The organism is Streptomyces sp. NBC_00568 (assembly GCF_026341855.1).
GTDB lineage: Bacteria > Actinomycetota > Actinomycetes > Streptomycetales > Streptomycetaceae > Streptomyces.
Genome location: NZ_JAPENW010000001.1, coordinates 1,130,030 through 1,153,643, shown reverse-complemented (window position 1 = coordinate 1,153,643; position 23,614 = coordinate 1,130,030). Strand labels below are relative to the sequence as shown.

Annotated in this window: 14 protein-coding genes; 11 read left to right on the top strand and 3 right to left on the bottom strand. The window is 71.1% G+C overall.

What is annotated here, in order from left to right; translation table 11 throughout:
- Nucleotides 1-123: 123 nt before the first annotated feature.
- From OOK38_RS04780 to OOK38_RS04770, 3 genes are all read left to right on the top strand, one after another.
- Entirely contained in the window at nucleotides 124-2,130 is a 2,007-nt protein-coding gene (locus tag OOK38_RS04780; RefSeq protein ID WP_266848140.1) for a beta-galactosidase, read from the top strand.
- Between the two features lie 62 nt (nucleotides 2,131-2,192).
- Nucleotides 2,193-4,436, top strand: coding sequence for a glycoside hydrolase N-terminal domain-containing protein (locus OOK38_RS04775; protein WP_266848139.1), 2,244 nt, complete (start codon nucleotides 2,193-2,195; stop codon nucleotides 4,434-4,436).
- 36 nt (nucleotides 4,437-4,472) lie between these two features.
- A complete protein-coding gene (locus OOK38_RS04770; RefSeq protein WP_266763318.1) occupies nucleotides 4,473-5,189 on the top strand; it encodes a hypothetical protein in 717 nt (238 codons plus the stop codon).
- A 49-nt stretch (nucleotides 5,190-5,238) separates the two neighbouring features.
- On the opposite strand, the gene OOK38_RS04765 is transcribed toward OOK38_RS04770, so the two are convergent.
- Nucleotides 5,239-7,281, bottom strand: coding sequence for a TIM-barrel domain-containing protein (locus OOK38_RS04765; RefSeq protein ID WP_266848137.1), 2,043 nt, complete (start codon nucleotides 7,279-7,281; stop codon nucleotides 5,239-5,241).
- A 193-nt stretch (nucleotides 7,282-7,474) separates the two neighbouring features.
- A complete protein-coding gene (locus OOK38_RS04760) occupies nucleotides 7,475-8,488 on the bottom strand; it encodes a LacI family DNA-binding transcriptional regulator (protein ID WP_266763320.1) in 1,014 nt (337 codons plus the stop codon).
- A 428-nt stretch (nucleotides 8,489-8,916) separates the two neighbouring features.
- Between OOK38_RS04760 and OOK38_RS04755 the strand changes: the two genes are divergently transcribed.
- From OOK38_RS04755 to OOK38_RS04720, 8 genes are all read left to right on the top strand, one after another.
- Nucleotides 8,917-10,848 (top strand): acyl-CoA dehydrogenase family protein, encoded by a 1,932-nt coding sequence (locus OOK38_RS04755; protein WP_266763321.1) that lies wholly within the window; start codon nucleotides 8,917-8,919, stop codon nucleotides 10,846-10,848.
- Between the two features lie 249 nt (nucleotides 10,849-11,097).
- A complete protein-coding gene (gene secA, locus OOK38_RS04750) occupies nucleotides 11,098-13,860 on the top strand; it encodes a preprotein translocase subunit SecA (RefSeq protein ID WP_266763322.1) in 2,763 nt (920 codons plus the stop codon).
- 192 nt (nucleotides 13,861-14,052) lie between these two features.
- Entirely contained in the window at nucleotides 14,053-15,309 is a 1,257-nt protein-coding gene (dxr, locus tag OOK38_RS04745; RefSeq protein ID WP_266848136.1) for a 1-deoxy-D-xylulose-5-phosphate reductoisomerase, read from the top strand.
- Nucleotides 15,306-16,610: an RIP metalloprotease gene (locus OOK38_RS04740; protein ID WP_266763324.1), complete on the top strand. Its 1,305-nt coding sequence runs from the start codon at nucleotides 15,306-15,308 to the stop codon at nucleotides 16,608-16,610. The genes dxr and OOK38_RS04740 overlap by 4 nt, the downstream gene beginning before the upstream one ends.
- Nucleotides 16,611-16,778: 168 nt before the next feature.
- Complete coding sequence (ispG, locus tag OOK38_RS04735; protein ID WP_266763325.1) at nucleotides 16,779-17,936, top strand: flavodoxin-dependent (E)-4-hydroxy-3-methylbut-2-enyl-diphosphate synthase; 1,158 nt, start codon at nucleotides 16,779-16,781, stop codon at nucleotides 17,934-17,936.
- Between the two features lie 683 nt (nucleotides 17,937-18,619).
- Nucleotides 18,620-19,468, top strand: coding sequence for a GNAT family N-acetyltransferase (locus tag OOK38_RS04730; protein ID WP_266848135.1), 849 nt, complete (start codon nucleotides 18,620-18,622; stop codon nucleotides 19,466-19,468).
- Nucleotides 19,469-19,529: 61 nt separating this feature from the next.
- Nucleotides 19,530-20,099: a GNAT family N-acetyltransferase gene (locus OOK38_RS04725; RefSeq protein ID WP_266763327.1), complete on the top strand. Its 570-nt coding sequence runs from the start codon at nucleotides 19,530-19,532 to the stop codon at nucleotides 20,097-20,099.
- A gap of 71 nt (nucleotides 20,100-20,170) precedes the next feature.
- Nucleotides 20,171-21,862 carry a proline--tRNA ligase gene (locus tag OOK38_RS04720; RefSeq protein WP_266763328.1) on the top strand — a complete coding sequence of 564 codons (1,692 nt, stop codon included), beginning with the start codon at nucleotides 20,171-20,173 and terminating at the stop codon, nucleotides 21,860-21,862.
- 809 nt (nucleotides 21,863-22,671) lie between these two features.
- On the opposite strand, the gene OOK38_RS04715 is transcribed toward OOK38_RS04720, so the two are convergent.
- A complete protein-coding gene (locus OOK38_RS04715) occupies nucleotides 22,672-23,598 on the bottom strand; it encodes an aminoglycoside phosphotransferase family protein (protein WP_266849312.1) in 927 nt (308 codons plus the stop codon).
- Between the last annotated feature and the right edge of the window lie 16 nt (nucleotides 23,599-23,614).

Below are 23,614 nucleotides of genomic sequence, written 5' to 3'. Positions count from 1 at the left end.
GCACCCGCGTACCCCCGCGTCCGCCCCACGGCCTCTGCTCCGCCGCCCCCTGCTCGCCGCGGCCGACCTGCTCCTGACCAGCGGTCGGCCGCGGCGGTCCACTCTCCCCGATCGAGGTAGGTCATGCGCACGCCCCGCGGAACCGGTCCTGAGTCCGGGCGGCCGAGTCTGAGCGACGCCACCCGGGGCCGCATCCTCTTCGGAGGCGACTACAACCCCGAGCAGTGGCCCGAGGAGACCTGGCACGAGGACGTCCGCCTCATGAAGGAGGCCGGCGTCAACTCCGTCACCCTCGGTGTCTTCTCGTGGGCCAAGGTGGAACCACGCCCGGGAGCCCGGGAGTTCGGCTGGCTGGACCGGCTGATGGACCTGATGCACGAGCACGGCATCGGTGTCGTGCTCGCCACCCCCACCTCCTCGCCGCCCCCCTGGATGGGCCGGCTGCACCCCGAGACGCTGCCCCGGGACGAGGACGGCCGCACCGAATGGTGGGGCTCCCGGCAGCACTTCTCGCACTCCAGCGCCGTCTACCGCCGCTGCGCCGCCGCCATCACCGAGGACCTGGCCGCCCGCTACGCGAACCACCCCGCTCTCACGATGTGGCACATCAACAACGAGTACTGCACCTTCGACTACGGCGACGAGGCGGCCGCCGCCTTCCGTCGCTGGCTCCAGGACCGGTACGGCACCCTCGAAGCCCTCAACACGGCCTGGGGAACGGCCTTCTGGAGCCAGGGCTACGACAGCTGGCACGAGGTGCTGCCGCCGCGTCACGCGCACTACATGAAGAACCCGACCCATGTGCTCGACTTCAAGCGGTTCACCTCCGACATGCTCCTGGAGTGTTACGTCGCCGAGCGGGACATCGTCCGCCGCCACAGCCCGAACACCCCGGTGACCAGCAACTTCATGCCGATGTGGGTCGGCCAGGACGCCTGGCGGTGGGCCGCCGAGGAGGACGTCGTCTCGGTCGACCTCTATCCGGACCCGCGCGACCCCCTCGGCGCGCAGAACGGCGCGCTCGTCCAGGACATGACGCGTTCCCAGGCCGGGGGCGGACCCTGGATGCTCATGGAACAGGCGGCCGGAGCGGTCAACTGGCGCGGTGTGAACCACCCCAAGCCGCGCGGCCTGAACCGTCTGTGGTCGCTCCAGGCCGTGGCGCGCGGCGCCGACGCCGTCTGCTACTTCCAGTGGCGGCAGTCCCGGCAGGGCGCGGAGAAGTTCCACTCGGGGATGATCGGCCATGCGGGGGAGCGCGGCCGTACCTTCCAGGAGATCAAGGAGATCGGCGCCGAACTCGCCCGGATCAGCCCTGAGGTGACGGGTGGTCATGTCCTCTCGGACATCGCGATCCTGCACGACTGGAACTCCTGGTGGGCGGGAGCGCAGGACGGCCGGCCGTCCTCGGAGGCCGACTGCGCCGAGATCGTCCGGGCCTGGCACCGCGCCCTGTGGGAGGCCCACCTCACCACCGCGTTCGCGCATCCCGAGCACGACCTCGCCGCCTACCGGATGGTCGTCGTGCCCCAGCTGTATCTGCTCACGGACGCGGCGATCGACAACCTCCTCGCCTATGTGCGATCGGGCGGGACGCTCGTCTGCGGCTTCCTCACCGGCGTCGCCGACGAGGACGACCGGGTACGGCCGGGCGGCATGGACGAGCGGCTGCGCGAGCTGTTCGGCATCCGCACGCTGCACGAGTGGTGGCCGCTGGACGCGGGGGAGACCGTGACGTGCGACGGCTTCCCGGGCACGCTCTGGTCCGAGGAGATCGAGCCGGACGGGACAGCGGTCGTCGAGACCCGCTACCGGGGCGGCGAACTGGACGGACTGCCCGCCGTGCTCCGCAAGGGCACCGCCCGGTACCTCTCCACCCTTCCCGAACCGGCGGCCCTGCGCGAACTGCTGGCCGGGGCGGCGCACGACGCGGGCGTCCGGCCGGTGCTCGACGGACTGCCCGAACGTGTCGAGGCCGTGCGGCGCGGCGATCTGCTCTTCCTGCTCAACCATGGGCGCGACGCGGTGACCGTCGAGGTCCCGGGCAGCCACCGCGACCTGCTCGGCGGAACGTCCTTCACCGACTCCGTACGACTGGAGCGCCACGGAGCGGTGGTGCTCGCACCATGACGGACCACGCGCACGCCGACGGTGCCCCCCGCGCCGGCGCCCGAAGCGAGGACGCTCCCACCGTGGGCACCCGAACGGACGGCGCCCGTACCGCCGCCCCCGTCCACGGGACCTGGGAACCACGGCCCGCCGCCCGCTGGGAGGACGCCTTCCTGAGCGGGAACGGCACACACGGCGCCATGGTGTTCGGCGATCCGAACGACGATCGGGTGATCGTCAACCATCACCGCCTGATCCGTCCGAACGGCAGCGCTGACGCCCGCCCGCCCCAGCTCGCCGACCGCCTCACCGACGTACAGGACCGGCTGCTGGCCGGAGACGTGACCGCCGGGGAGGACTTCACCGACGGACGGCCGCTGCTGTGGGTGCAGCCCTTCCACCCCGCCTTCCAGGTGCGGCTGCGCCGCCCGGCCGCGCGGTGGCGCGCCTACCGGCGGGAGGCCGACTTCACCACCGGCGTCGTCCGCGCCCAGTGCGACGACCGGCGCGGCGAGGTCTTCGTCTCGCGCGCCGACGACGTGATCGCGCAGTACGTGACCGCCCCCGGCCTCACCCTCGACGTGACGCTGGACCACCGGCTGCCGGGCGCGCCCGCCGACCTCGCGGTGGGGCACGGAGCCGTCCTCACCCCCGAGGGTGCCGTCCTCACGCTGCGCGCCCGCTATCCGGGCAGCGACCTGGCGTACACCGGGGTCACGCTCCTCGTCACCGACGGCCGGACCCGTCCCGCCCTTCCCGGCGTACGGGTGGAGGGCGCCCGCTCGATGCTGCTGCTCACCCGGGTGCGCCGGCACCCGGGCGAAGCGGACGCGCTCGTCGAGGTCCGCGCACTGCGGGACCTGCTGCCCGACGCCGGCCACGGCGAGGAGGACATCGAGCGCGCGTACGCCCGCCTGCTCTCCCGCCACACCGCTCTGCACCGCGCCGCCTACCTCCGGGTCACCCTCGACCTGCACGCGGACCCCTCCGAACGGGCCCTTCCCGGCTCGGAACTGGTCCGGCGCCCGAAGAGCCCCGCCCTCCTGGAACGGCTCTTCGCGGCCGGCCGCCACCACCTGCTGTCCGCGGCCGGGACGCTGCCGCCCCGGCTGACCGGGCTCTGGACCGGCGACTGGGACACCGCCTGGTCCGGGGCGTTCACCACGGACGCCAACCTCAATCTGCAGACCGCCTCGGCCGCCGCGGCCGCGCTCCCCGAGGTCACCGAGGCTCATGCCGCCCTGATCCAGGCCCAGTTGCCGCACTGGCGGGACAACGCCCGGGCGGTCTTCGGCGCACGCGGTGTCGTGGCGCCCGCCCACACCGACGGAGAGTCCGGCCACATCTACCACCTCAGCCGCGCGTACCCGCTGCACGTGTGGACCGCGGGCGCCGACTGGCTGCTCAAGCCCCTCGTGGACCACGACGAGACCCGGGGCGAACGCGATCCGCGCCTCGCCGCCGCACTCGCCGAAGTGGCCCGCTTCTACGAGGACTTCCTCACCCGGACCGACGACGACGGACACCTGGTGATCGTGCCGTCGTACTCCCCGGAGAACCGTCCGGCGAACGCCGGATGGATCACCGTCAACGCCGCCATGGACCTCTCGGCGGCCCGGCACGCCCTGCGCACGGCGGGGGCGTACCACCCGGGACCCGACGCGGAGCGCTGGCGCGCGCTCGCCGACCGGCTGCCGCCGCACCGGATCAACGCCGAGGGCGCGCTGGCCGAGTGGGCCAGGCCCGGCCTCGACGACAGCTACGACCACCGGCACCTCAGCCACCTCTACGGGGTCTGGCCGCTCGACGAGATCAACCCGTACGACACCCCCGAGCTCGCCGCGGCGGCCCGTCGCGCCCTCGAACTGCGGGGCGCCGAGAACGACTCGGCGCACGGCCACCTCCACCACGCCCTGGTGGCCGCCCGGCTCGGGGACGCGGAACGCGTGGCGGGCGCCCTCGACAACGTCCTGGCCGGTGACTTCTTCCACGTCTCCCTGATCAGCGGCCACTACCCGAACCGGCACGTCTACAACGCCGACGCCGCCCACACCCTGCCCGCCGTGCTCATCGAAGCGCTGATCCACTCCACGCCGGAGCGGCTCGTCCTGCTCCCCGCGCTGCCGGCCGCCCTCCCGAGCGGCGAACTCCGCGGTATCCGGACGAGGTTCGGCGCGGAGGTCGACCTCACCTGGACCCCCGACGGTGCCACGGCCGTGCTGCGGCCGGGCCGCGCCTGCCGCATCGATCTGCAGACTTCCGCCGGCGCGCGACCGCTCTCACTGAGCGCCGGAGAAGACCGCGTCCTCGCCCTGGGGCCGCGGTAGACCCCGTACTTCCCCCCACCCATGGAAGGGACACCCATGGCACTTCGGACACTGCACAGGATCACCAAGGCCCTCGTCGCCCCCGCGCTCGCGCTCGGCGCGACGATCGGCCTCGCCTCGGCCCCCGCCCAGGCCGCCGTCTGGTCCTCCTGCGACCAGTGGGGCAACACCACCCTCAACGGGTACACGCTCTACAACAACATCTGGGGCTCCGGCGCGGGCAGCCAGTGCGTCTGGGCCAACTCCGGCACCAACTGGGGAGTCTGGGCCAACCACCCGAACACCGGCGGTATCAAGTCCTACCCCAACTCCAAGAAGTACGTCGGCAAGACGATCTCGGGGCTGTCCTCCCTCACCAGCACCTACAACGTCACCGTCCCGTCCTCCGGCGCGTACAACACCTCGTACGACATCTGGGACACCGACTACGACTACGAGATCATGCTGTGGGTCAACTACAACGGCGCCGTCGGCGCGCTCGGCACCTCACAGGGCACGCTCACCCTGAACGGCAACACCTGGACCGTCTACAAGGGCAACAACGGCGCGAACGACGTCTTCTCGTTCCTGCGCACCTCGGACTCCACGTCCGGCACCATCAACATCCTCCCGATCCTGAAGTGGATCGCGAACACCAAGGGCTGGATGTCGAGCGCTGAGACCATCGGCGACGTGCAGTTCGGCTTCGAGATCACCTCGTCCGCGGGCGGCCTCGACTTCGCCGCCAACAACCTGACGGTCAGCAGCGGTTGATCGCCGAGTGACAGTGCGGCCGGCCCCTCCCGGGACCGGCCGCACCCGGCTACTCGGCCACCGGCAGGCTCGCCCCGTCCCGCAGGAAGAGCGGGATGCGGTCCAGCGGCGCGTCGACCGTCACGGCCGCGCCTCCCTCGTACGTCTTCCCGGTCCACGCGTCCGTCCAGCGGGCGCCCGCCGGGAGGTACGCCGTACGGGCCGTCGCGCCCGCGGTCAGGACCGGCGCGACGAGCAGATCGGGTCCGAAGAGATAGGCGTCGTCCACCGACCAGGCCGCCTGATCGCCCGGGAACTCCAGGAGCAGCGGGCGCATCACCGGCAGCCCCTCCTCGTGGGCCTCCCTCATGACGTCCAGCACGTACGGCTTCAGGCGCTCGCGCAGCCGCAGGTACTTCTCCATGATCGCGCCGGCCTCCTCGCCGTACGACCAGACCTCGTTCGGGCCCCCGGTCATGTCGGGACCGAGCGGCAGGCCCGGGTCACGGAAGCCGTGCAGCCGCATCAGCGGGGACAGCGCGCCGAACTGGAACCAGCGGACCATGACTTCGCGGTACGCCGGATCGTCCGGGTCGCCTCCGTGGAAGCCGCCGATGTCGGTGTTCCACCAGGGGATGCCGGACAGCGCGGTGTTGAGGCCCGCGGCGATCTGGCGGCGCAGCGTCGCGAAGTCGGTCCCGATGTCGCCGGACCACAGGGCGGCCCCGTACCGCTGACTGCCCGCCCAGGCCGAACGGTTGAGGGAGACGATCTCGGTCTCCCCGGCCGCGAGCAGGCCCTCGTAGAAGGTGCGGGCGTTCTCGCGCGGGTAGAGGTTGCCGACTTCGAGACCCGGGCCCGCGTGGTAGCGCAGGTTCTCGGAGAAGCCCGGCTTCAGCTCCGGCTCGCAGGCGTCCAGCCAGAAGGCCGAGATGCCGTACGGATCAAGGTAGTTGTCCTTGACCCGCGACCACAGGAAGTCGCGTGCCTCGGGGTTCGTGGCGTCGTAGAAGGCCACCTGGACGGTGGAGGCGACCTGCTTGTCCGGCCAGTCGGCGTGCGCCATCGGGCCGTACTCGGTGCCGATGAAGTAGCCCCGCTGCTCCATGAGCTGGTGGTTCTCGGAGAGCGGGGAGACCGACGGCCAGACGGACACGACCAGCTTGACGCCGAGTGCGGCGAGTTCGGCCTGCAGGGCGGCCGGGTCGGGCCACTCGGCCGGGTCGAACTTCCAGTCGCCGAGGTGGGTCCAGTGGAAGAAGTCGCAGACGATGACGGACAGCGGCAGGCCCCGGCGCTTGTACTCCCGTGCCACGTCGAGGAGTTCGTCCTGGGTGCGGTAGCGCAGCTTGCACTGCCAGAATCCGGCCGCCCACGCGGGCAGCATCGGCGTTCGGCCGGTCGCCGCGCTGTAGCGGCGCTGGGCGTCGGCCGGAGTGCCCGCGGTGATCCAGTAGTCGATCTGGCGGGCCGAGTCGGCGACCCAGCGGGTGCCGTTGCCCGCGAGCTCCACCCGCCCGATGGCCGGGCTGTTCCACAGGAGGGTGTAGCCACGGCTGGAGGTGAGGACTGGAATGGTGACCTCGGCGTTGCGCTGGATCAGGTCCAGGACCGCGCCCTTCTGGTCGAACAGACCGTGCTGGTGCTGCCCGAGGCCGTACAGCTTCTCGCCGTCGTAGGCGGCGAAGCGCTGCTCCAGACGGTGGTGGCCGTTGCCGGTCGGGGTGTACAGCCGCGGGCCGGGCCACCAGAAGTGGGCGCGCTCCTCGGCGAGGAGCTCACCGCCGTCGTCGGTGCGGGTGAAGCGGACGAGCCCCTCGGCGCTCACCTCGACGGTCAGCGCGCCGACCGTCAACCGGCCCGCGCCGCCGCGGAGTCCGACCGTGCTCTCGGTGGCCTGCCGTTCGTCGAGCAGGGCTCCGGGCAGGCCTTCGAGCACGGGACCGCCGAGACGGGCGCGGACGCGGACCGCGTCGGGGCCCCAGGGCTCGATCCGGAGGGTCTCGGTGCGGCCGCTCCACTCCAGCGCGCCGTCCCGCTCACGGAACGTGCCGACGATCGGGGAGGACTGCGCGAGGCTGACCTGGGGCTGGTTTTCGGCAGGCTGATTCACGTGGTGTGCTCCTGAAGGAGTGCAGACATGAAGGAGTGCGGACAGGGAGGTGCCCTGGAAGGGGCGCGGCGCGAAGGGGCGAGGAAAGTCCCCGGGCAGGGGACGCGAAGGAGGAAGAGGGAGCCGCGGTCAGGGCGCCCAGGAGAGGTCCTGGGCCGGGAAGAGGGGACTGGTCAGGGAGCGGGGGGACTGCTCAGGGAGCGGCCGGGGCCGGCCCCGTGCTCGCCCGAACGGTCAACTCCGGCGCGATCAGCACGACTTCGTCCTTGCCGTGCCCTTCGAGCTTGGCGATCAGATGCTCGACGGCGTGCCGGCCCATCTCCTGCGCGGGGATGGCGACCGAGGTCAGCCGCACCGAGGCCTGGGTGGCGACCTGGTCCGGGCAGATCGCGATCACCGACACGTCCTCGGGCACGGCACGGCCCTTCTGGCGCAGCAGCGCCAGCAGCGGTTCGACCGCCGACTCGTTCTGGACGACGAAGCCCGTGGTGCCCGGGCGCTCGTCGAGGATGCGGGCGAGGGTGAGGGCCATCGCGTCGTAGCCGCCGTCGCAGGGGCGGTGCAGCACGCGCAGGCCCAGCTCCCGCGAACGGGAACGGAGTCCGTCGAGCGTGCGTTCGGCGAAGCCGGTGTGCCGCTCGTAGACGGCGGGCGCCTCGCCGATGACAGCGATGTCACGGTGACCGAGCAGCGCCAGGTGCTCGGCGCACAGCGCGCCCGTCGCTCCGAAGTCGAGGTCGACACAGGTCAGGCCCGTGGTGACGGCGGGGAGACCGATGAGTACGGACGGCTGGTCCGTCTCGCGCAGCAACGGCAGCCGCTCGTCGTCGAGTTCGACGTCCATCAGGATCATCGCGTCGGCGAGCCCGCTGCCCGTGACCCGGCGTACCGCGTCGGGCCCCTCCTCGCCGGTGAGCAGCAGGACGTCGTACCCGTGGGTCCGGGCGTTCGTGGCCACCGCGATGGCGATCTCCATCATCACGGGTACGTACATGTCGGTGCGGAGCGGAACCATCAGCGCGATGATGTTGGACCGGCTGCTCGCCAGGGCCCGGGCGCCCGCGTTCGGGTGGTAGCCGAGCTCCTGGATGCTCCGCTCGACCCGCTGCCGGGTGCCCGCGGAGATGGACCGCTTGCCGCTGAGGACATAGCTCACCGTGCTCGCCGAGACTCCGGCGTGCTGGGCGACCTCGGCGAGGGTGACCATCCAGCTCTCCAAGCTTTGTGAAGCGCTTCGACAGTGCGCGTGGTGCGGATAGGGGCGAGTGGGGGTGGCTCGACATTAGCCCGGTGGAGGAGGCGTGTCCATAGGTTGTCGAAGCGCTTCGACAGCGAAACTCCTGAACCCGGTTCGGCACCCTCGTGAGCGTGCGGCGGCCCCCTGACCGGCGTACACAGACCGTCCCCTGGAAACGACCTTTGGCGCAATACCGCCGACGTGCCCGTCCGGGAAGGCGGGGCTGGTGAGGACCCGGGCGAGGGGGGTGGTGCCCGGCCCGCGCTCCGGCGGGCGCCCATTGGGCCGAACGCTGCGCGAGGACTGGTGGGGTCACCCGGAATCAGGTAAATACGATCGAGTAGAACCGGTCGGTAACGAACAGCCCCATGATCCCTATTCGCGGCGAGGTGAGCCTCATGTCCGCAACACCCCACCAGCCCACAGTCACCGAACGCGAGGCCCGGCAGGTCGCCGAGGCCGCGCGCGAACAGGACTGGCAGAAGCCCAGCTTCGCCAAAGAGCTGTTCCTCGGCCGCTTCCGGCTCGACCTGATCCACCCGCACCCGCTCCCGCCCGACGAGGACACCCAGCGCGGCGAGGAGTTCCTGGCCAAACTGCGCGACTTCTGCGAGACGAAGATCGACTCGGCCCGGATCGAGCGCGAGGCACGCATTCCTGACGAGACCGTCAACGGGCTCAAGGAACTCGGCGCCCTCGGCATGAAGATCGACACCAAATACGGGGGGCTCGGCCTCACCCAGGTGTACTACAACAAGGCCCTCGCCCTGGTCGGCTCCGTGAACCCGGCGATCGGCGCGCTGCTCTCCGCCCATCAGTCGATCGGCGTACCGCAGCCGCTGAAACTCTTCGGCACCCAGGAGCAGCGGGACACCTTCCTGCCGCGCTGCGCCCGCACCGACATCTCCGCCTTCCTGCTCACCGAGCCGGACGTCGGCTCCGACCCGGCGCGGCTCGCCACGACCGCCGTGCCCGAGGGCGACGACTACATCCTCGACGGGGTGAAGCTGTGGACGACCAACGGCGTCGTCGCGGACCTCCTCGTCGTCATGGCGCGCGTCCCGAAGTCCGAGGGCCACAAGGGCGGCATCACGGCCTTCGTGGTGGAGGCCGCCTCGGAGGGTGTGACGGTCGAGCACCGCAACGCGTTCATGGGCCTGCGCGGCCTGGAGAACGGCGTCACGCGCTTCCACCAGGTGCGGGTGCCGGCCGCGAACCGCATCGGACCCGAGGGGGCGGGCCTGAAGATCGCCCTCACCACCCTCAACACCGGCCGCCTCTCGCTGCCCGCCATGTGCGTGGGCGCGGGCAAGTGGTGCCTGAAGATCGCCCGCGAGTGGTCGGCGGCGCGCGAGCAGTGGGGCAAGCCGGTCGCCTTCCACGAAGCCGTCGGCACCAAGATCTCCTTCATCGCGGCCACCACCTTCGCCCTCGAAGCCGTCCTCGACCTGTCGTCGCAGATGGCCGACGAGAACCGCAACGACATCCGCATCGAGGCCGCCCTCGCCAAGCTGTACGGCTCCGAGATGGCCTGCCTGATGGCCGACGAACTGGTCCAGATCCGCGGCGGCCGCGGATTCGAGACGGCCGCGTCGCTGGCGGCCCGCGGTGAGCGCGCCGTCCCCGCCGAACAGGTCCTGCGCGACCTGCGCATCAACCGCATCTTCGAGGGCTCCACGGAGATCATGCATCTGCTGATCGCCCGGGAGGCCGTCGACGCCCACCTCAAGGTGGCCGGTGACCTCATCGACCCCGACAAGACGCTCTCGGACAAGGCGAAGGCGGGCGCGAACGCCGGTGTCTTCTACGCCAAGTGGCTGCCGAAACTGGTCGCCGGAGCCGGTCAACTCCCGCGCTCGTTCAACGAGTTCCACCACGAAGTGGACCTCTCCCCGCACCTGCGGTACGTCGAACGCAGCGCACGCAAGCTCGCCAGGTCCACCTTCTACGCGATGTCGCGCTGGCAGGGCCGGATGGAGACCAAGCAGGGATTCCTCGGCCGGGTCGTCGACATCGGCGCCGAGCTCTTCGCGATGAGCGCGGCCTGCGTACGGGCCGAACTCCTGCGCACCACAGGGGAACACGGCCGCGAGGCCTACCAGCTCGCCGACGCCTTCTGCCGCCAGTCCCGCATCCGCGTCGAGGAACTCTTCGGACGCCTGTGGACCAACACCGACGACGTCGACGCCAAGGTGGTCAAGGGCGTTCTCTCGGGCACCTACACCTGGCTGGAGGAAGGCGTCATCGACCCGTCCGGTGAGGGCCCCTGGATCGCCGACGCGACCCCCGGCCCGAGCAAACTGGAGAACGTCCACCGGCCCATCCGCTGACCTTTTCCCCAGGAGCGCACAACGGTCCCGTTCGCCCTTCCGCTGCTTGCCGCACCGGAGCCGTGCGTCAACAATGAAAGGAACGGCGAACGGGGACGGCGGATGCGCCGAGGCGGCGGGGAAGAACACCGCCACGGCACGTCCGTACAGCTCGCGCGTCAGCAGAGCGACCGTATTCTCCAGCGGGCCGATCCCCGGCCGGGATGCTCGTGGACGCCGTTCGGCCGCGCCGAACGCGAGGTGATTCCCATGCCAGGAAAAGGTCTCGACGCCATCACCGGCAGGATCATGCGGGCGGGCGAGGGCCGGATGCTGCACCGCCTCGAACGTCTCGCCGCGCAGGTCGGCTCCCTGGAAGAGGAGTTCACGGCGCTGACCGACGAGGAACTCCAGGCGCTCACACCGGAGTTCAAGGAGCGCCACGCCTCCGGTGAGAGCCTCGACGACCTGCTGCCGGAGGCCTTCGCCGCGATGCGCGAGGCGTCCCGCCGCACCCTCGGCATGCGCCACTTCGACGTACAGATCATGGGCGGAGCCGCGCTCCACCTCGGCAACATCGCCGAGATGCAGACCGGCGAGGGAAAGACCCTCGTCGGCACCCTCCCGGTCTATCTGAACGCCCTCACCGGCAAAGGCGTCCACCTCGTCACGGTCAACGACTACCTGGCCCGGCGCGACGCCGAGTGGATGGGGCGCGCGTACCGCTTCCTGGGACTGACCGTCGGCGTCGTCAGGACGGAATCGACCCCCGCCGAACGGCGCGCCCAGTACGCCTGCGACATCACCTACGGCACCAACACCGAGTTCGGCTTCGACTACCTCCGCGACAACATGGCCTGGTCCAAGGACGAAATCGTCCAGCGTGGCCACCACTTCGCGATCGTCGACGAGGCCGACTCGATCCTCATCGACGAGGCGCGCACCCCGCTGATCATCTCCGGCCCGGCCGACCAGCCGACGCACTGGTACGAGGCCTTCGCCGCGTTCGCGCGGCACATGAAGGGCGTACGGGTGCAGGAGGAGCAGTTCACCACGCCGTCCGACAAGGACCGCCTCGCCGGACTGCGGATGCGCCACGACTACGAGTACGACCCGAAGAAGCGCACGGTGGCGATCCTGGACCCCGGTGTCGACTACCTCCAGGACCAGCTCGGCATCGACAGCCTCTACGAGTCCGACCACACCCCGCTGATCGGGCACCTCAACAACGCCCTCAAGGCCAAGGAGCACTTCAAGAAGGACAAGGACTACGTCGTCGTGGACGGCGAGGTGCTGATCGTCGACGAGCACACCGGCCGCATCCTCGCCGGCCGCCGCTACAACGAAGGCCTGCACCAGGCCATCGAGGCCAAGGAAGGCGTCACGATCAAGGACGAGAACCAGACCCTCGCCACGATCACCCTCCAGAACTTCTTCCGCCTCTACGGCAAACTCGCCGGCATGACCGGCACCGCCATGACCGAGGCGGCCGAGTTCCACCAGATCTACCAGCTGCACGTCGTGCCGATCCCCACCAACCGGCCAATGGTCCGGCGCGACGACCCCGACCAGATCTACCGCACCGAGGAGGCGAAGTACGCCGCGATCCTCGCCGACATCGCCGAGAAGCACGAGCTCGGCCAGCCGGTCCTGGTCGGCACCACCTCGGTCGAGAAGTCGGAGGTGCTCTCCGCGCGGCTCCGGAGGCAGGGGATACGGCACGAGGTCCTCAACGCCAAGAACCACCGGCGCGAGGCCCAGATCGTCGCCCAGGCGGGACGCCGGGGCGCCGTCACCGTCGCCACCAACATGGCCGGCCGCGGCACGGACATCATGCTCGGCGGCAACCCGGAGGCCATGGCCCTGGCCGAGGCCGGGGAGGACGCGGACCCGCAGGTGAGCCGCGACGTGCTCGCCCGGATCACCACCGCGGTCGAGGCCGAGCACGAGGCGGTCAAGGAACTCGGCGGGCTCTACGTGCTGGGCACCGAACGCCATGAGTCACGGCGCATCGACAACCAGCTCCGCGGCCGCTCGGGCCGGCAGGGCGACCCCGGTGCCTCCCGCTTCTACCTCTCGCTGGAGGACGACCTGATGCGGCTCTTCCGGGCCAACGTCGTCGACCGCGTCATGGCCATGGCGAACGTCCCCGACGACGTACCCATCGAGAACAAGATGGTCACCCGCGCCATCGCCTCCGCCCAGGCACAGCTGGAGCAGCAGCACTTCGAGTCCCGCAAGGACGTCCTCAAGTTCGACGAGGTCCTCAACCGGCAGCGCACGCTCATCTACGCCGAACGCCGCCGCGTCCTCGACGGCGAGGACCTGCGCGAGAAGATCGTCCACTTCATGGAGGGCACCGTCCGGGAGTACATCGAGCAGGAGACCGGCGAGGGCTTCGCGGAGGAGTGGGATCTGCAGCGGCTGTGGAGCGCGCTCAAGCAGCTGTACCCCGTCGGGATCACCGTCCAGGAGCTGGAGGACCGCGAGGGCGGCCGCGACAACCTGACCACCGAGCTGATCGTCGAGACGGTCACCGACGACATCCGCACCCGCTACGAGGAGCGCGAGGCGGAACTCGGCTCCGAGACCCTGCGCAACCTGGAGCGCCTCGTCGTCCTCTCCGTCCTCGACCGCAAGTGGCGCGAGCACCTCTACGAGATGGACTACCTGCGCGACGGCATCGGCCTGCGCTGGACACTCGGCCGCGAGCCGATCGTCGAGTACGAGCGCGAGGGCTTCGACATGTACGGGGCCATGACCGACGCCATCAAGGAGGAGTCCGTCGGCTACGTCTTCAACCTCGACGCCGCGGCCCCGGCCACCGGGGCCCTCGAACGCCGCGACCGCGCCGACGGCCTCACCTTCACCGCGCCGACGCTCGACACGGCGAACGGCGTGGTCGAGGGCGCGTTCGCCCGAACAGAGGAATCCGCGACCCCGCCGACCGCCCCCGGACCCGCCGCCGGCCCGCCCGCCCGGAACCGTGCCCGGCCGCAGCGGTCCAGAGCCAGGCGCCGCCGCAAGCGCTGACCTGCGGATCAGTACGGCGCCCGGCCACGCCGCGACCCCCGCCGATGCGCACCCGCCCGCCGCCGCCCGCGCGGAGCGTGGACCCCTCGTGCGAGCCCCTCGGCACGGCCGGGCTCCAGGAATCGGGGGCGCGGCGGCGGGAATGAGGGACGCCCTGTCCTTCCGCGTACCCGATGCGGCCACAATGGGGGGATGAGCGACAGTCCAGCCCCCCTCGCTGATCCGCATCTTGTCTTCGATCCCGTGGACGGAGTCCGGGATGTGGTGATTCTCGGATCCACCGGCTCGATCGGCACCCAGGCCATCGACCTCGTGCTGCGCAACCCCGACCGGTTCCGGGTCACCGCGCTCTCCGCCGCCGGCGGCAGGGTCGCCCTGCTCGCCGAGCAGGCCCACCGGCTGCGGGTGCGGACGGTCGCCGTCGCGCGCGAGGACGCCGTCCCGGCGCTGAGGGAGGCCCTCGCGGACCAGTACGGTCCCGGCGAGCCCCTTCCCGACATCCTCGCCGGAGCCGAGGCGGCCACCCAGGTCGCCGCCTCCGACTGCCACACCGTCCTGAACGGCATCACCGGTTCCATCGGCCTCGCGCCCACCCTCGCCGCCCTGGAGGCGGGCCGCACCCTCGCGCTCGCCAACAAGGAGTCGCTCATCGTCGGCGGGCCGCTGGTGAAGGCACTGGCCAAGCCGGGCCAGATCATCCCCGTCGACTCCGAGCACGCCGCCCTGTTCCAGGCGCTGGCCTCCGGCACCCGCGCGGACGTGCGCAAACTCGTCGTGACCGCCTCCGGGGGCCCGTTCCGCGGCCGTACGAAGGCCGAACTGGCGGACGTGGCACCCGCCGACGCCCTCGCCCACCCCACCTGGGCCATGGGCCCGGTCATCACGATCAACTCCGCGACCCTGGTCAACAAGGGACTGGAAGTCATCGAGGCGCACCTCCTCTACGACATTCCCTTCGAACGGATTGAGGTGGTCGTGCACCCGCAGTCGTATGTCCACTCGATGGTGGAATTCACGGACGGCTCGACGATCGCCCAGGCGACGCCCCCGGACATGCGGGGGCCGATCGCCATCGGGCTCGGCTGGCCCGAGCGCGTCCCGGACGCGGCGCCCGCCTTCGACTGGACGAAGGCGTCGAACTGGGAGTTCTTCCCGCTCGACACCGACGCGTTCCCGTCGGTGGGGCTCGCCCGGCACGTGGGGCAGCTCGCGGGTACGGCCCCGGCGGTGTTCAATGCCGCCAACGAGGAGTGCGTGGACGCGTTCCTGAACGGCACCCTGCCGTTCAACGGGATCATGGAGACCGTCACCCGGGTCGTCGAGGAACACGGCACACCGCGTACGGGAACTTCTCTGACCGTCACGGACGTCCTCGAAGCGGAGACCTGGGCGCGCGCCCGGGCCCGTGAACTCACAGCACAGACGACAACCGCGGAGGCTCGTGCATGACGACCTTGATGATGATCCTCGGCATAGTCGTCTTCGTGGTCGGCCTGCTCATCTCGATCGCGTGGCACGAGCTGGGACATCTGTCGACGGCCAAGCTCTTCGGTATCCGGGTGCCGCAGTACATGGTCGGCTTCGGCCCGACCATCTGGTCACGCAAGAAGGGCGAAACCGAGTACGGCATCAAGGCCGTCCCGCTGGGCGGCTACATCCGCATGATCGGCATGTTCCCGCCCGGCCCGGACGGCCGCATCGAGGCCCGCTCGACGTCCCCCTTCCGGGGCATGGTCGAGGACGCCCGGTCGGCCGCCTTCGAAGAGCTGAAGCCCGGCGACGAGACGCGCCTCTTCTACACGCGCAAGCCGTGGAAGCGCGTGATCGTGATGTTCGCCGGTCCCTTCATGAATCTCATCCTGGCTGTCGCGATCTTCCTCGGCGTGATGATGACGTTCGGCGTCCAGGCCCAGACCACCACGGTCGGCAAGGTCTCGGACTGTGTCATCGAGCAGAGCGAGAACCGGTCGAAGTGCGCGAAGGGCGACGAGGCCGCGCCCGCCAAGGCCGCGGGCCTCAAGGGCGGCGACAAGATCGTCGCGTTCGACGGCAAGGCGGTCGCGGACTGGGCGGTCCTCCAGGACGACATCCGGGCCAACCCCGGCAAGGACGTCACGATCACCGTCGAGCGCAAGGGGCAGCAGGTCGACCTGAAGGCCCACCTGATCAAGAACCAGGTGAGCAAGACCGACGGCAACGGCGGCTACGTCGAGGGCAAGTACGTGTACGCCGGCTTCCTCGGCTTCACGCCCGCCACCGGCATCGTCCAGCAGTCCTTCGGACAGTCCGTGGAACGCATGGGCGACATGATGCAGAACGGCGTCGAGTCCCTGGTGGCGCTGCCCGCCAAGGTCCCCGACCTGTGGGACGCGGCCTTCGGTGACGGCCCGCGCAAGGCCGACTCCCCGATGGGCGTGGTCGGCGCGGCCCGCATCGGCGGCGATGTCTTCACGCTGGACATCCCGGCATCGCAGCAGGTCGCGATGATGCTGCTGCTGGTCGCCGGGTTCAACCTCTCCCTGTTCCTGTTCAACATGCTCCCGCTGCTCCCGCTCGACGGCGGGCACATCGCGGGCGCGCTGTGGGAGTCGCTGCGGCGGAACACGGCGAAGGTCCTGAAGCGACCCGACCCGGGCCCCTTCGACGTGGCGAAGCTGATGCCGGTGGCCTACGTGGTGGCCGGAATCTTCGTCTGCTTCACCTTGCTGGTCCTCGTGGCAGACGTCGTCAATCCGGTGAAACTCTCCTAGCGGGACGGCGTTGGCGGCGGCCGGGCACCCTGGGTGTCCGGCCGCCTTCCATCGAGTGGGTTTAGGGGCGGGGGCGTGATGTGCTCCCCTGTGCGCCCGTACCGTAATCTCGAAGCCTGGAGCCCACGATTCCGGGACCTTGATCCACAACTTGGGGTTGCACAGCAGATGACTGCGATTTCTCTCGGCATGCCGTCCGTTCCGACCAAGCTGGCCGAGCGCCGCAAGACCCGGCAGATCCAGGTCGGGACCGTGGCCGTGGGTGGAGACGCACCCGTCTCGGTGCAGTCGATGACGACCACGCGTACGTCGGACATCGGCGCCACGCTTCAGCAGATCGCCGAGCTGACCGCGTCCGGCTGCCAGATCGTGCGCGTCGCCTGTCCCACCCAGGACGACGCCGACGCACTCGCCACGATCGCCAAGAAGTCCCAGATCCCGGTCATCGCGGACATTCACTTCCAGCCGAAGTACGTCTTCGCCGCGATCAACGCCGGCTGTGCGGCCGTCCGCGTCAACCCCGGCAACATCAAGCAGTTCGACGACCAGGTCAAGGAGATCGCGCGGGCCGCGAACGACACCGGCACCCCGATCCGGATCGGCGTCAACGCGGGCTCGCTCGACAAGCGCCTGCTCCAGAAGTACGGCAAGGCGACGCCCGAGGCGCTCGTCGAGTCCGCGCTCTGGGAGGCCTCCCTCTTCGAGGAGCACGACTTCCGGGACATCAAGATCTCGGTCAAGCACAACGACCCCGTCGTCATGGTCAACGCCTACCGCCAGCTGGCCGCCGCCTGCGACTACCCGCTGCACCTGGGCGTGACCGAGGCCGGCCCCGCCTTCCAGGGCACCATCAAGTCGGCCGTCGCCTTCGGCGCCCTGCTCTCCGAGGGCATCGGCGACACCATCCGCGTCTCCCTTTCGGCCCCGCCGGTCGAGGAGGTCAAGGTCGGCCTGCAGATCCTGGAGTCGCTGAACCTCAAGCAGCGCGGCCTGGAGATCGTCTCCTGCCCGTCCTGCGGACGCGCCCAGGTCGACGTCTACAAGCTGGCCGAGGAAGTCACCGCCGGTCTTACCGGCATGGAGGTCCCGCTGCGCGTCGCCGTCATGGGCTGCGTCGTGAACGGCCCGGGCGAGGCCCGCGAGGCCGACCTCGGTGTCGCCTCCGGCAACGGCAAGGGCCAGATCTTCGTCAAGGGCGAGGTCATCAAGACCGTCCCCGAGTCGAAGATCGTGGAGACCCTGATCGAAGAGGCGATGAAGCTCGCCGAGCAGATGGAGGCCGAGGGCATCGCCTCCGGCGAACCCACGATCTCGGTAGCGGGCTGACCCCACCGGAACCCCGCCCCTCGACTCCACCCAGCTGGAGCCGAGGAGCGCGGGGAACCGCGCGAGCAACCCCGCCCCCGGCCAGGTGGCCCGGCGCCGGGGGCGGTGAAGCTGCCCTGTGTTGGAACCCGGCCCGAGCTACCGGGGGCGCGGGGAACGGCGCGAGCAACCCCCGCCCGCCTGCGGTCGGTCGACTGCGCACGCTCCCGGCCCGGGCGGGACGGCAATGCGGCCGCCTGTCAGCACTGCGGCCGGCCCGAGCTACCGGGGGCGCGGGGAACGGCGCGAGCAACCCCCGCCCGCCTGCGGTCGGGCGACTGCGGACGCCTCCGGCCCGGTGGCCCGGGCGGGACGGCAATGCGGCCGCCTGTCAGCACTCCGGCCGGCCCGAGCTACCGGGGGCGCGGGGAACGGCGCGAGCAACCCCCGCCCGCCCGCGGCCGGTCGACTGCGCACGGGCCCGGTGGCCCGGGCGGGACGGCAATGCGGCCGCCTGTCAGCACTGCGGCCGGCCCGAGCTACCGGGGGCGCGGGGAACGGCGCGAGCAACCCCCACGCACCCGCAGCCGGGCGACTGCGCACGGCCCCGGCCGTCCACCGGGCCGCCGTGCAAGGGGCGGCGGGGCACAACCTCTCCAGGTACAGTGCGGAGATCAGCAGACCCCAGGGTGAGGCCCCCGCACGTGTTGACCCAGACCACCACCAGGGTCCTCGAACCGAGTGACCTGGACGCCGCGCTCGCCGTCCTCGGCCGCGAGCCGGTGGCGAACGCTTTCGTCGCCTCCCGCGTACACGTAGCGGGGCTCGACCCATGGCGGCTCGGCGGCGAGATGTGGGGCTGGTACGAGGACGGCATGCTGCAGTCCCTCTGCTACGCGGGCGCCAATCTCGTCCCGATCTGCGCCACCCCGCGCGCCGTGCGCGGCTTCGCCGACCGGGCCCGCCGGGGTGGCCGCCGCTGCTCCTCGATCGTCGGCCCCGCCGAACCCACCGCCCAGCTGTGGCGGCTGCTCGAACCGAGCTGGGGCCCCGCCCGCGAGGTCCGCGCCCACCAGCCTCTGATGGTCACCGACCGGCTGCCCGCCGACATCACCCCGGATCCGTTCGTCCGCCGCATCCGCAAGGACGAGATGGACACGATCATGCCGGCGTGCGTGGCGATGTTCACCGAGGAGGTCGGCATCTCGCCGATGGCCGGTGACGGCGGTCTGATCTACCAGGCCCGGGTGGCCGAACTCGTCGGTTCGGGCCGGTCCTTCGCCCGCCTCGACCAGGACGGCAAGGTCGTCTTCAAGGCCGAGATCGGCGCCGCGACGGCCCACGCCTGCCAGATCCAGGGGGTGTGGGTGGCCCCCGAATACCGCGGCCGGGGAGTCGCGGCCCCCGGCATGGCGGCGGTCCTGCGCTACGCCCTCGCCGATGTCGCCCCGGTCGTCAGCCTCTACGTCAACGACTTCAACACGGCGGCGCGCGCGACGTACCGCCGGGTCGGGTTCAAGGAGGTCGGCGCGTTCATGAGTGTCCTGTTCTGACGCCCGGCGCAGGCCCCGCGGGACCTCACATGTCCCGCTGTCCGCCAGGTAGTCTCCCGGCATGCTGCGCTTCCCCGGTCACGGCCACCGCGACTCCGACGACGTGGTCATCGGCCCGCTGGATCTCGCCGCGCGCGTCGACGAGGCGCTCGCCGTGCAGGCGCTCGCCTTCGGGCTCGGCGCCGACGAGATCGCCGTACGACGCCAGATCGTGCTGCGCCACCTCACCTACCCGGGAGCCCACGCGCTCGGCGCGACCACCGTCGACGGACGGCTCGTCGGCTTCGTCTACGGCATGCCCAACGACCGCGCGCACTGGTGGTCCACCGTCGTCGAACCGTATCTGCGCGGCCAGGGCCACGACGGCTGGCTCGACAACTCCTTCGTGATCACCGAACTGCACGTCCACCCCCGCTTCCAGAACCGGGGTGTCGGCCGCGCCCTGATCACCGCCATCACCGACACCGCGGCCGAACCCCGCTCGATCCTCTCCGCGATCGACTTCGACAGCCCGGCCCGCGGCCTCTACCGCTCCCTCGGCTACGAGGACCTCGCACGGCAGGTCCTGTTCCCCAGCGCGCCCAAGCCGTACGCCGTGATGGGCGCGCCGCTCCCGCTGCGCCACCGCTAATGGATTTCCGGGGACGGGTGCTGCCCGGCTAACCTCCTGGCATCACCCTTACGCAGCAGGAGTCGAGAATCATGGCCCAGGTCCAGCGCATGTCCCGTTTGATGGTCAAGACATTGCGTGACGACCCCGCGGATGCCGAGACGCTCAGCCACAAGCTGCTCGTCCGCGCCGGGTACGTGCGGCGCAACGCCGCGGGCATCTGGACCTGGTTGCCGCTCGGCAAGAAGGTCCTCGACAACATCTCCCGGGTGGTCCGCGAGGAGATGGACGCGATCGGCGCCCAGGAGGTCCTCCTGCCGGCCCTGCTGCCCAAGGAGCCCTACGAGGCCTCGGCCCGCTGGGAGGAGTACGGCGACCTCCTTTTCCGTCTCAAGGACCGCAAGGGCGCGGAGTACCTGCTCGGCCCGACGCACGAGGAGATCTTCACCCTGGTGGTGAAGGACCAGGTGGCGTCGTACAAGGACCTGCCGGTCATGCTGTACCAGATCCAGACGAAGTACCGCGACGAGGCCCGTCCGCGCTCCGGCGTGCTGCGCGGCCGCGAGTTCCAGATGAAGGACTCGTACTCCTTCGACATCACGGACGAGGGCCTCGCCGAGTCCTACGGCCTGCACCGCGAGGCCTACCAGAAGATCTTCGCGCGCATCGGCCTCGACTACCGCATCGTGTCCGCCGTCTCCGGCGCCATGGGCGGCTCGGCCTCCGAGGAGTTCCTCGCGCCCGCCGCCGCCGGTGAGGACACCTTCGTGGACTGCCCGGCCTGCGACTACGCCGCCAACACGGAGGCCGTGACCTTCAAGCTCACGCCCGTCTCCGAGGAGCACGGCGCCGTCGAGGAGCTGGACACCCCCGACACCCCGACCATCGAGACGCTCGCCGAGCACCTCGGCGTGCCCGCCTCGGCGACCCTGAAGAACCTGCTGGTCAAGGTCGACGGCGAGATCGTGGCCGTGGGGGTCCCCGGCGACCGCGAGGTCGACCTCGGCAAGCTGGGCGAGCACCTCGCCCCGGCCGTCGTCGAGCTCGTCACGGCCGAGGACTTCGAGGGCCGGGAGGATCTCGTACGCGGCTACGTCGGCCCGCAGGGCCTGGAGAAGGTCCGCTACATCGCCGACCCGCGCGTCGCCCCCGGCACGGCCTGGATCACCGGCGCCAACAAGATCAACACGCATGCGAAGAACGTCGTGGCCGGCCGAGACTTCGAGGTCGACGACTACCTCGACGTCGTCGTGGTGGAGGAGGGCGACCCCTGCCCGGCGTGCGGCACCGGCCTCAAGATGGACCGCGCCATCGAGATCGGCCACATCTTCCAGCTCGGCCGCAAGTACGCCGACACCTTCGGCCTCGACGTTCTCGGCCAGCAGGGCAAGCCGGTCCGCGTGACCATGGGCTCCTACGGCATCGGTGTCTCCCGCGCGGTCGCCGCGCTGGCCGAGCAGTCGGCGGACGACCAGGGCCTGTGCTGGCCCAAGGAGATCGCTCCCGCCGACGTGCACGTGGTCGCCGCGGGCAAGGCCCTGCAGACCGAGCTGGCGCTCGACGTGTCCGAGAAGCTGGGGGCCGCGGGCGTCCGCGTCCTGGTCGACGACCGCGCCGGCGTCTCCCCGGGCGTGAAGTTCACCGACGCGGAGCTCATCGGCGTACCGACGATCCTGGTCGCCGGCCGCCGCTCGGCCGAGGGCGTCGTGGAGCTGAAGGACCGCCGCACCGGCGAGCGCGAGGAGCTGACCGTCGACGAGGCGATCGCCCGCCTGACGGCGTAGCCGTTTCGCCCGGCGGCGCCCACAGAGCCTCTTCCGAGGCAGGTGGGCGCCGCCCGGCATTTCCGCTCACGCGGGTTCCCGCCCGCGAGCGATGTGAGAGAACGTCCCGCTCGCCATGAGCCGTGAGCCGTGAGCCGTGAGCCGTGAGCCGTGAGCCGTGAGCCGTGAGCCGTGCGTCGTGGGGAGGGGGCGGCCCCGGCGGGCGGCGGGCGTGCCCCTGCGGCGGTCCGCCAGGGTCCCGGTGTCGACACCTCGCCGGACCACTCGTCCGCGATCGCCCCCTGGGACTTCAGCCGTCGGCCCGTATGCCCGTCGCCGCGTCGCCGCGTCGCCGCGTCGGCCCGTCCGCCTCCGGCCGTCCATCCGCGGGCCCGGCGCCTTCGGCAGCTTCGCCGCGTCCACCTCGGCACCGCCGGGCGGGACCACTGTCCGGCCCGGAGTTCGTCACGACGGTCGAGTTCGTCGAACTCGCTGCCGCAGGGCCATAGTCGTGGCCGAGGGTGCTCGTCACGACGGTCGTGTACCTCGGACTCGCCGCGGCGGGGCGGTGGTCGTGGCCGGGGGTGCTTGTCACGACGGTCGAGGTCGTCGAACTCGCTGCCGCAGGGCCGTAGTCGTGGCCGAGGGTGCTTGTCACGACGGTCGTGTACCTCGGACTCGCCGCGGCGGGGCGGTGGTCGTGGCCGGGGGTGCTCGTCGCGACGGTCGAGGTCGTCGAACTCGCCGCCGCAGGGCGGCAGTCGAGGCCGAAGGCGCTCGCCATGACGGTCGCGTACCTCGCACTCGGCACCGCCGGGCGGTGGTCGGGGCTAGAGCCAGCCGGCGAACTCGAGGAGCAGTTCGGCGTCCCGGAGCCGGCCGACCCGGCCCGCCCGGACGCCCGACTCGACCGCGCGGAACAGCGTCCAGCCGCGCAGCCGCTCCTGGTCCACCTCCAGGGACTCGGCGAGCCGCTTGACCCGGCGCCGGGTGATCGAGGGCCCCGAGGGCGACGCGATGAGGTCCTCCACCCGGTCGCGGACCAGCCGGGCGAGGTCGAACGCGCACTCGCCGACCACCGGGTCCGGTCCCACGGCCAGCCAGGGCGCGCGTTCCCCGGCGAGCACCTTGCTCTGCCGGAAGGTGCCGTGCAGCAGCCGTGCCTCGGGCGGCCCGGCCAGCAGCTCGTCCCGGGCCGCGAGCGCCGCGTCGACCAGGGCGCCGACCTCGGCCCCGGCTTCGTCACCGGCCGCGGCCCGCATCGCCTCGGCCTGCCGCCCGGTCCGCTCCGCGACGGTCTCGAAGACATGGCCGGCGGGCGGCTCGACCCACAGCCGACGCAACGTCCCCGCCGCCTCCAGCAGCGCCTTCGCCTCGGGCAGGGACCGCACCGACAGGTCCGGTTGCAGCCGCTCCAGCAGCAGGACACCGTGGGAGTCGCCGGGGTCGAGAAGACGGACCGCGCCCCGGCCGTCCCAGTGGGCGAGCGCGGCCCGCTCGCTCTCCGGACGCGCCCGCTCGGGCGCCAGCTTCAGCACGGCGGGCGTCCCGTCGTGCTGCCGCACCAGGAGGACCAGACTGCTGCGGCCACCCGGTGCCTGTACCCGCTCCACGGTCAACTCGCGCAGATCGACGGCCTGTCGGGCCAGCTCGGGCAGCTTCTCCAGCCACTCGTCGGCCTCGTCGGCCCCCTCCGACCCGGTTCGCCGGGTCTCGCCGAGCGCCCGAAGAAGGCGCTGCGGCGGTTCGAAGGCCATGCGCGAGTCCATGCGC

Excerpts from the sequence above, each read along its gene's own strand:
- OOK38_RS04780 (WP_266848140.1), top strand. The coding sequence starts at position 124 with ATGCGCACGCCCCGCGGAACCGGTCCTGAGTCCGGGCGGCCGAGTCTG.
- OOK38_RS04770 (WP_266763318.1), top strand. The coding sequence starts at position 4,473 with ATGGCACTTCGGACACTGCACAGGATCACCAAGGCCCTCGTCGCCCCC.
- OOK38_RS04760 (WP_266763320.1), bottom strand. The coding sequence starts at position 8,488 with ATGGTCACCCTCGCCGAGGTCGCCCAGCACGCCGGAGTCTCGGCGAGC.
- OOK38_RS04755 (WP_266763321.1), top strand. The coding sequence starts at position 8,917 with ATGTCCGCAACACCCCACCAGCCCACAGTCACCGAACGCGAGGCCCGG.
- secA (WP_266763322.1), top strand. The coding sequence starts at position 11,098 with ATGCCAGGAAAAGGTCTCGACGCCATCACCGGCAGGATCATGCGGGCG.
- dxr (WP_266848136.1), top strand. The coding sequence starts at position 14,053 with ATGAGCGACAGTCCAGCCCCCCTCGCTGATCCGCATCTTGTCTTCGAT.
- OOK38_RS04740 (WP_266763324.1), top strand. The coding sequence starts at position 15,306 with ATGACGACCTTGATGATGATCCTCGGCATAGTCGTCTTCGTGGTCGGC.
- ispG (WP_266763325.1), top strand. The coding sequence starts at position 16,779 with ATGACTGCGATTTCTCTCGGCATGCCGTCCGTTCCGACCAAGCTGGCC.
- OOK38_RS04725 (WP_266763327.1), top strand. The coding sequence starts at position 19,530 with ATGCTGCGCTTCCCCGGTCACGGCCACCGCGACTCCGACGACGTGGTC.
- OOK38_RS04720 (WP_266763328.1), top strand. The coding sequence starts at position 20,171 with ATGGCCCAGGTCCAGCGCATGTCCCGTTTGATGGTCAAGACATTGCGT.
- OOK38_RS04715 (WP_266849312.1), bottom strand. The coding sequence starts at position 23,598 with ATGGCCTTCGAACCGCCGCAGCGCCTTCTTCGGGCGCTCGGCGAGACC.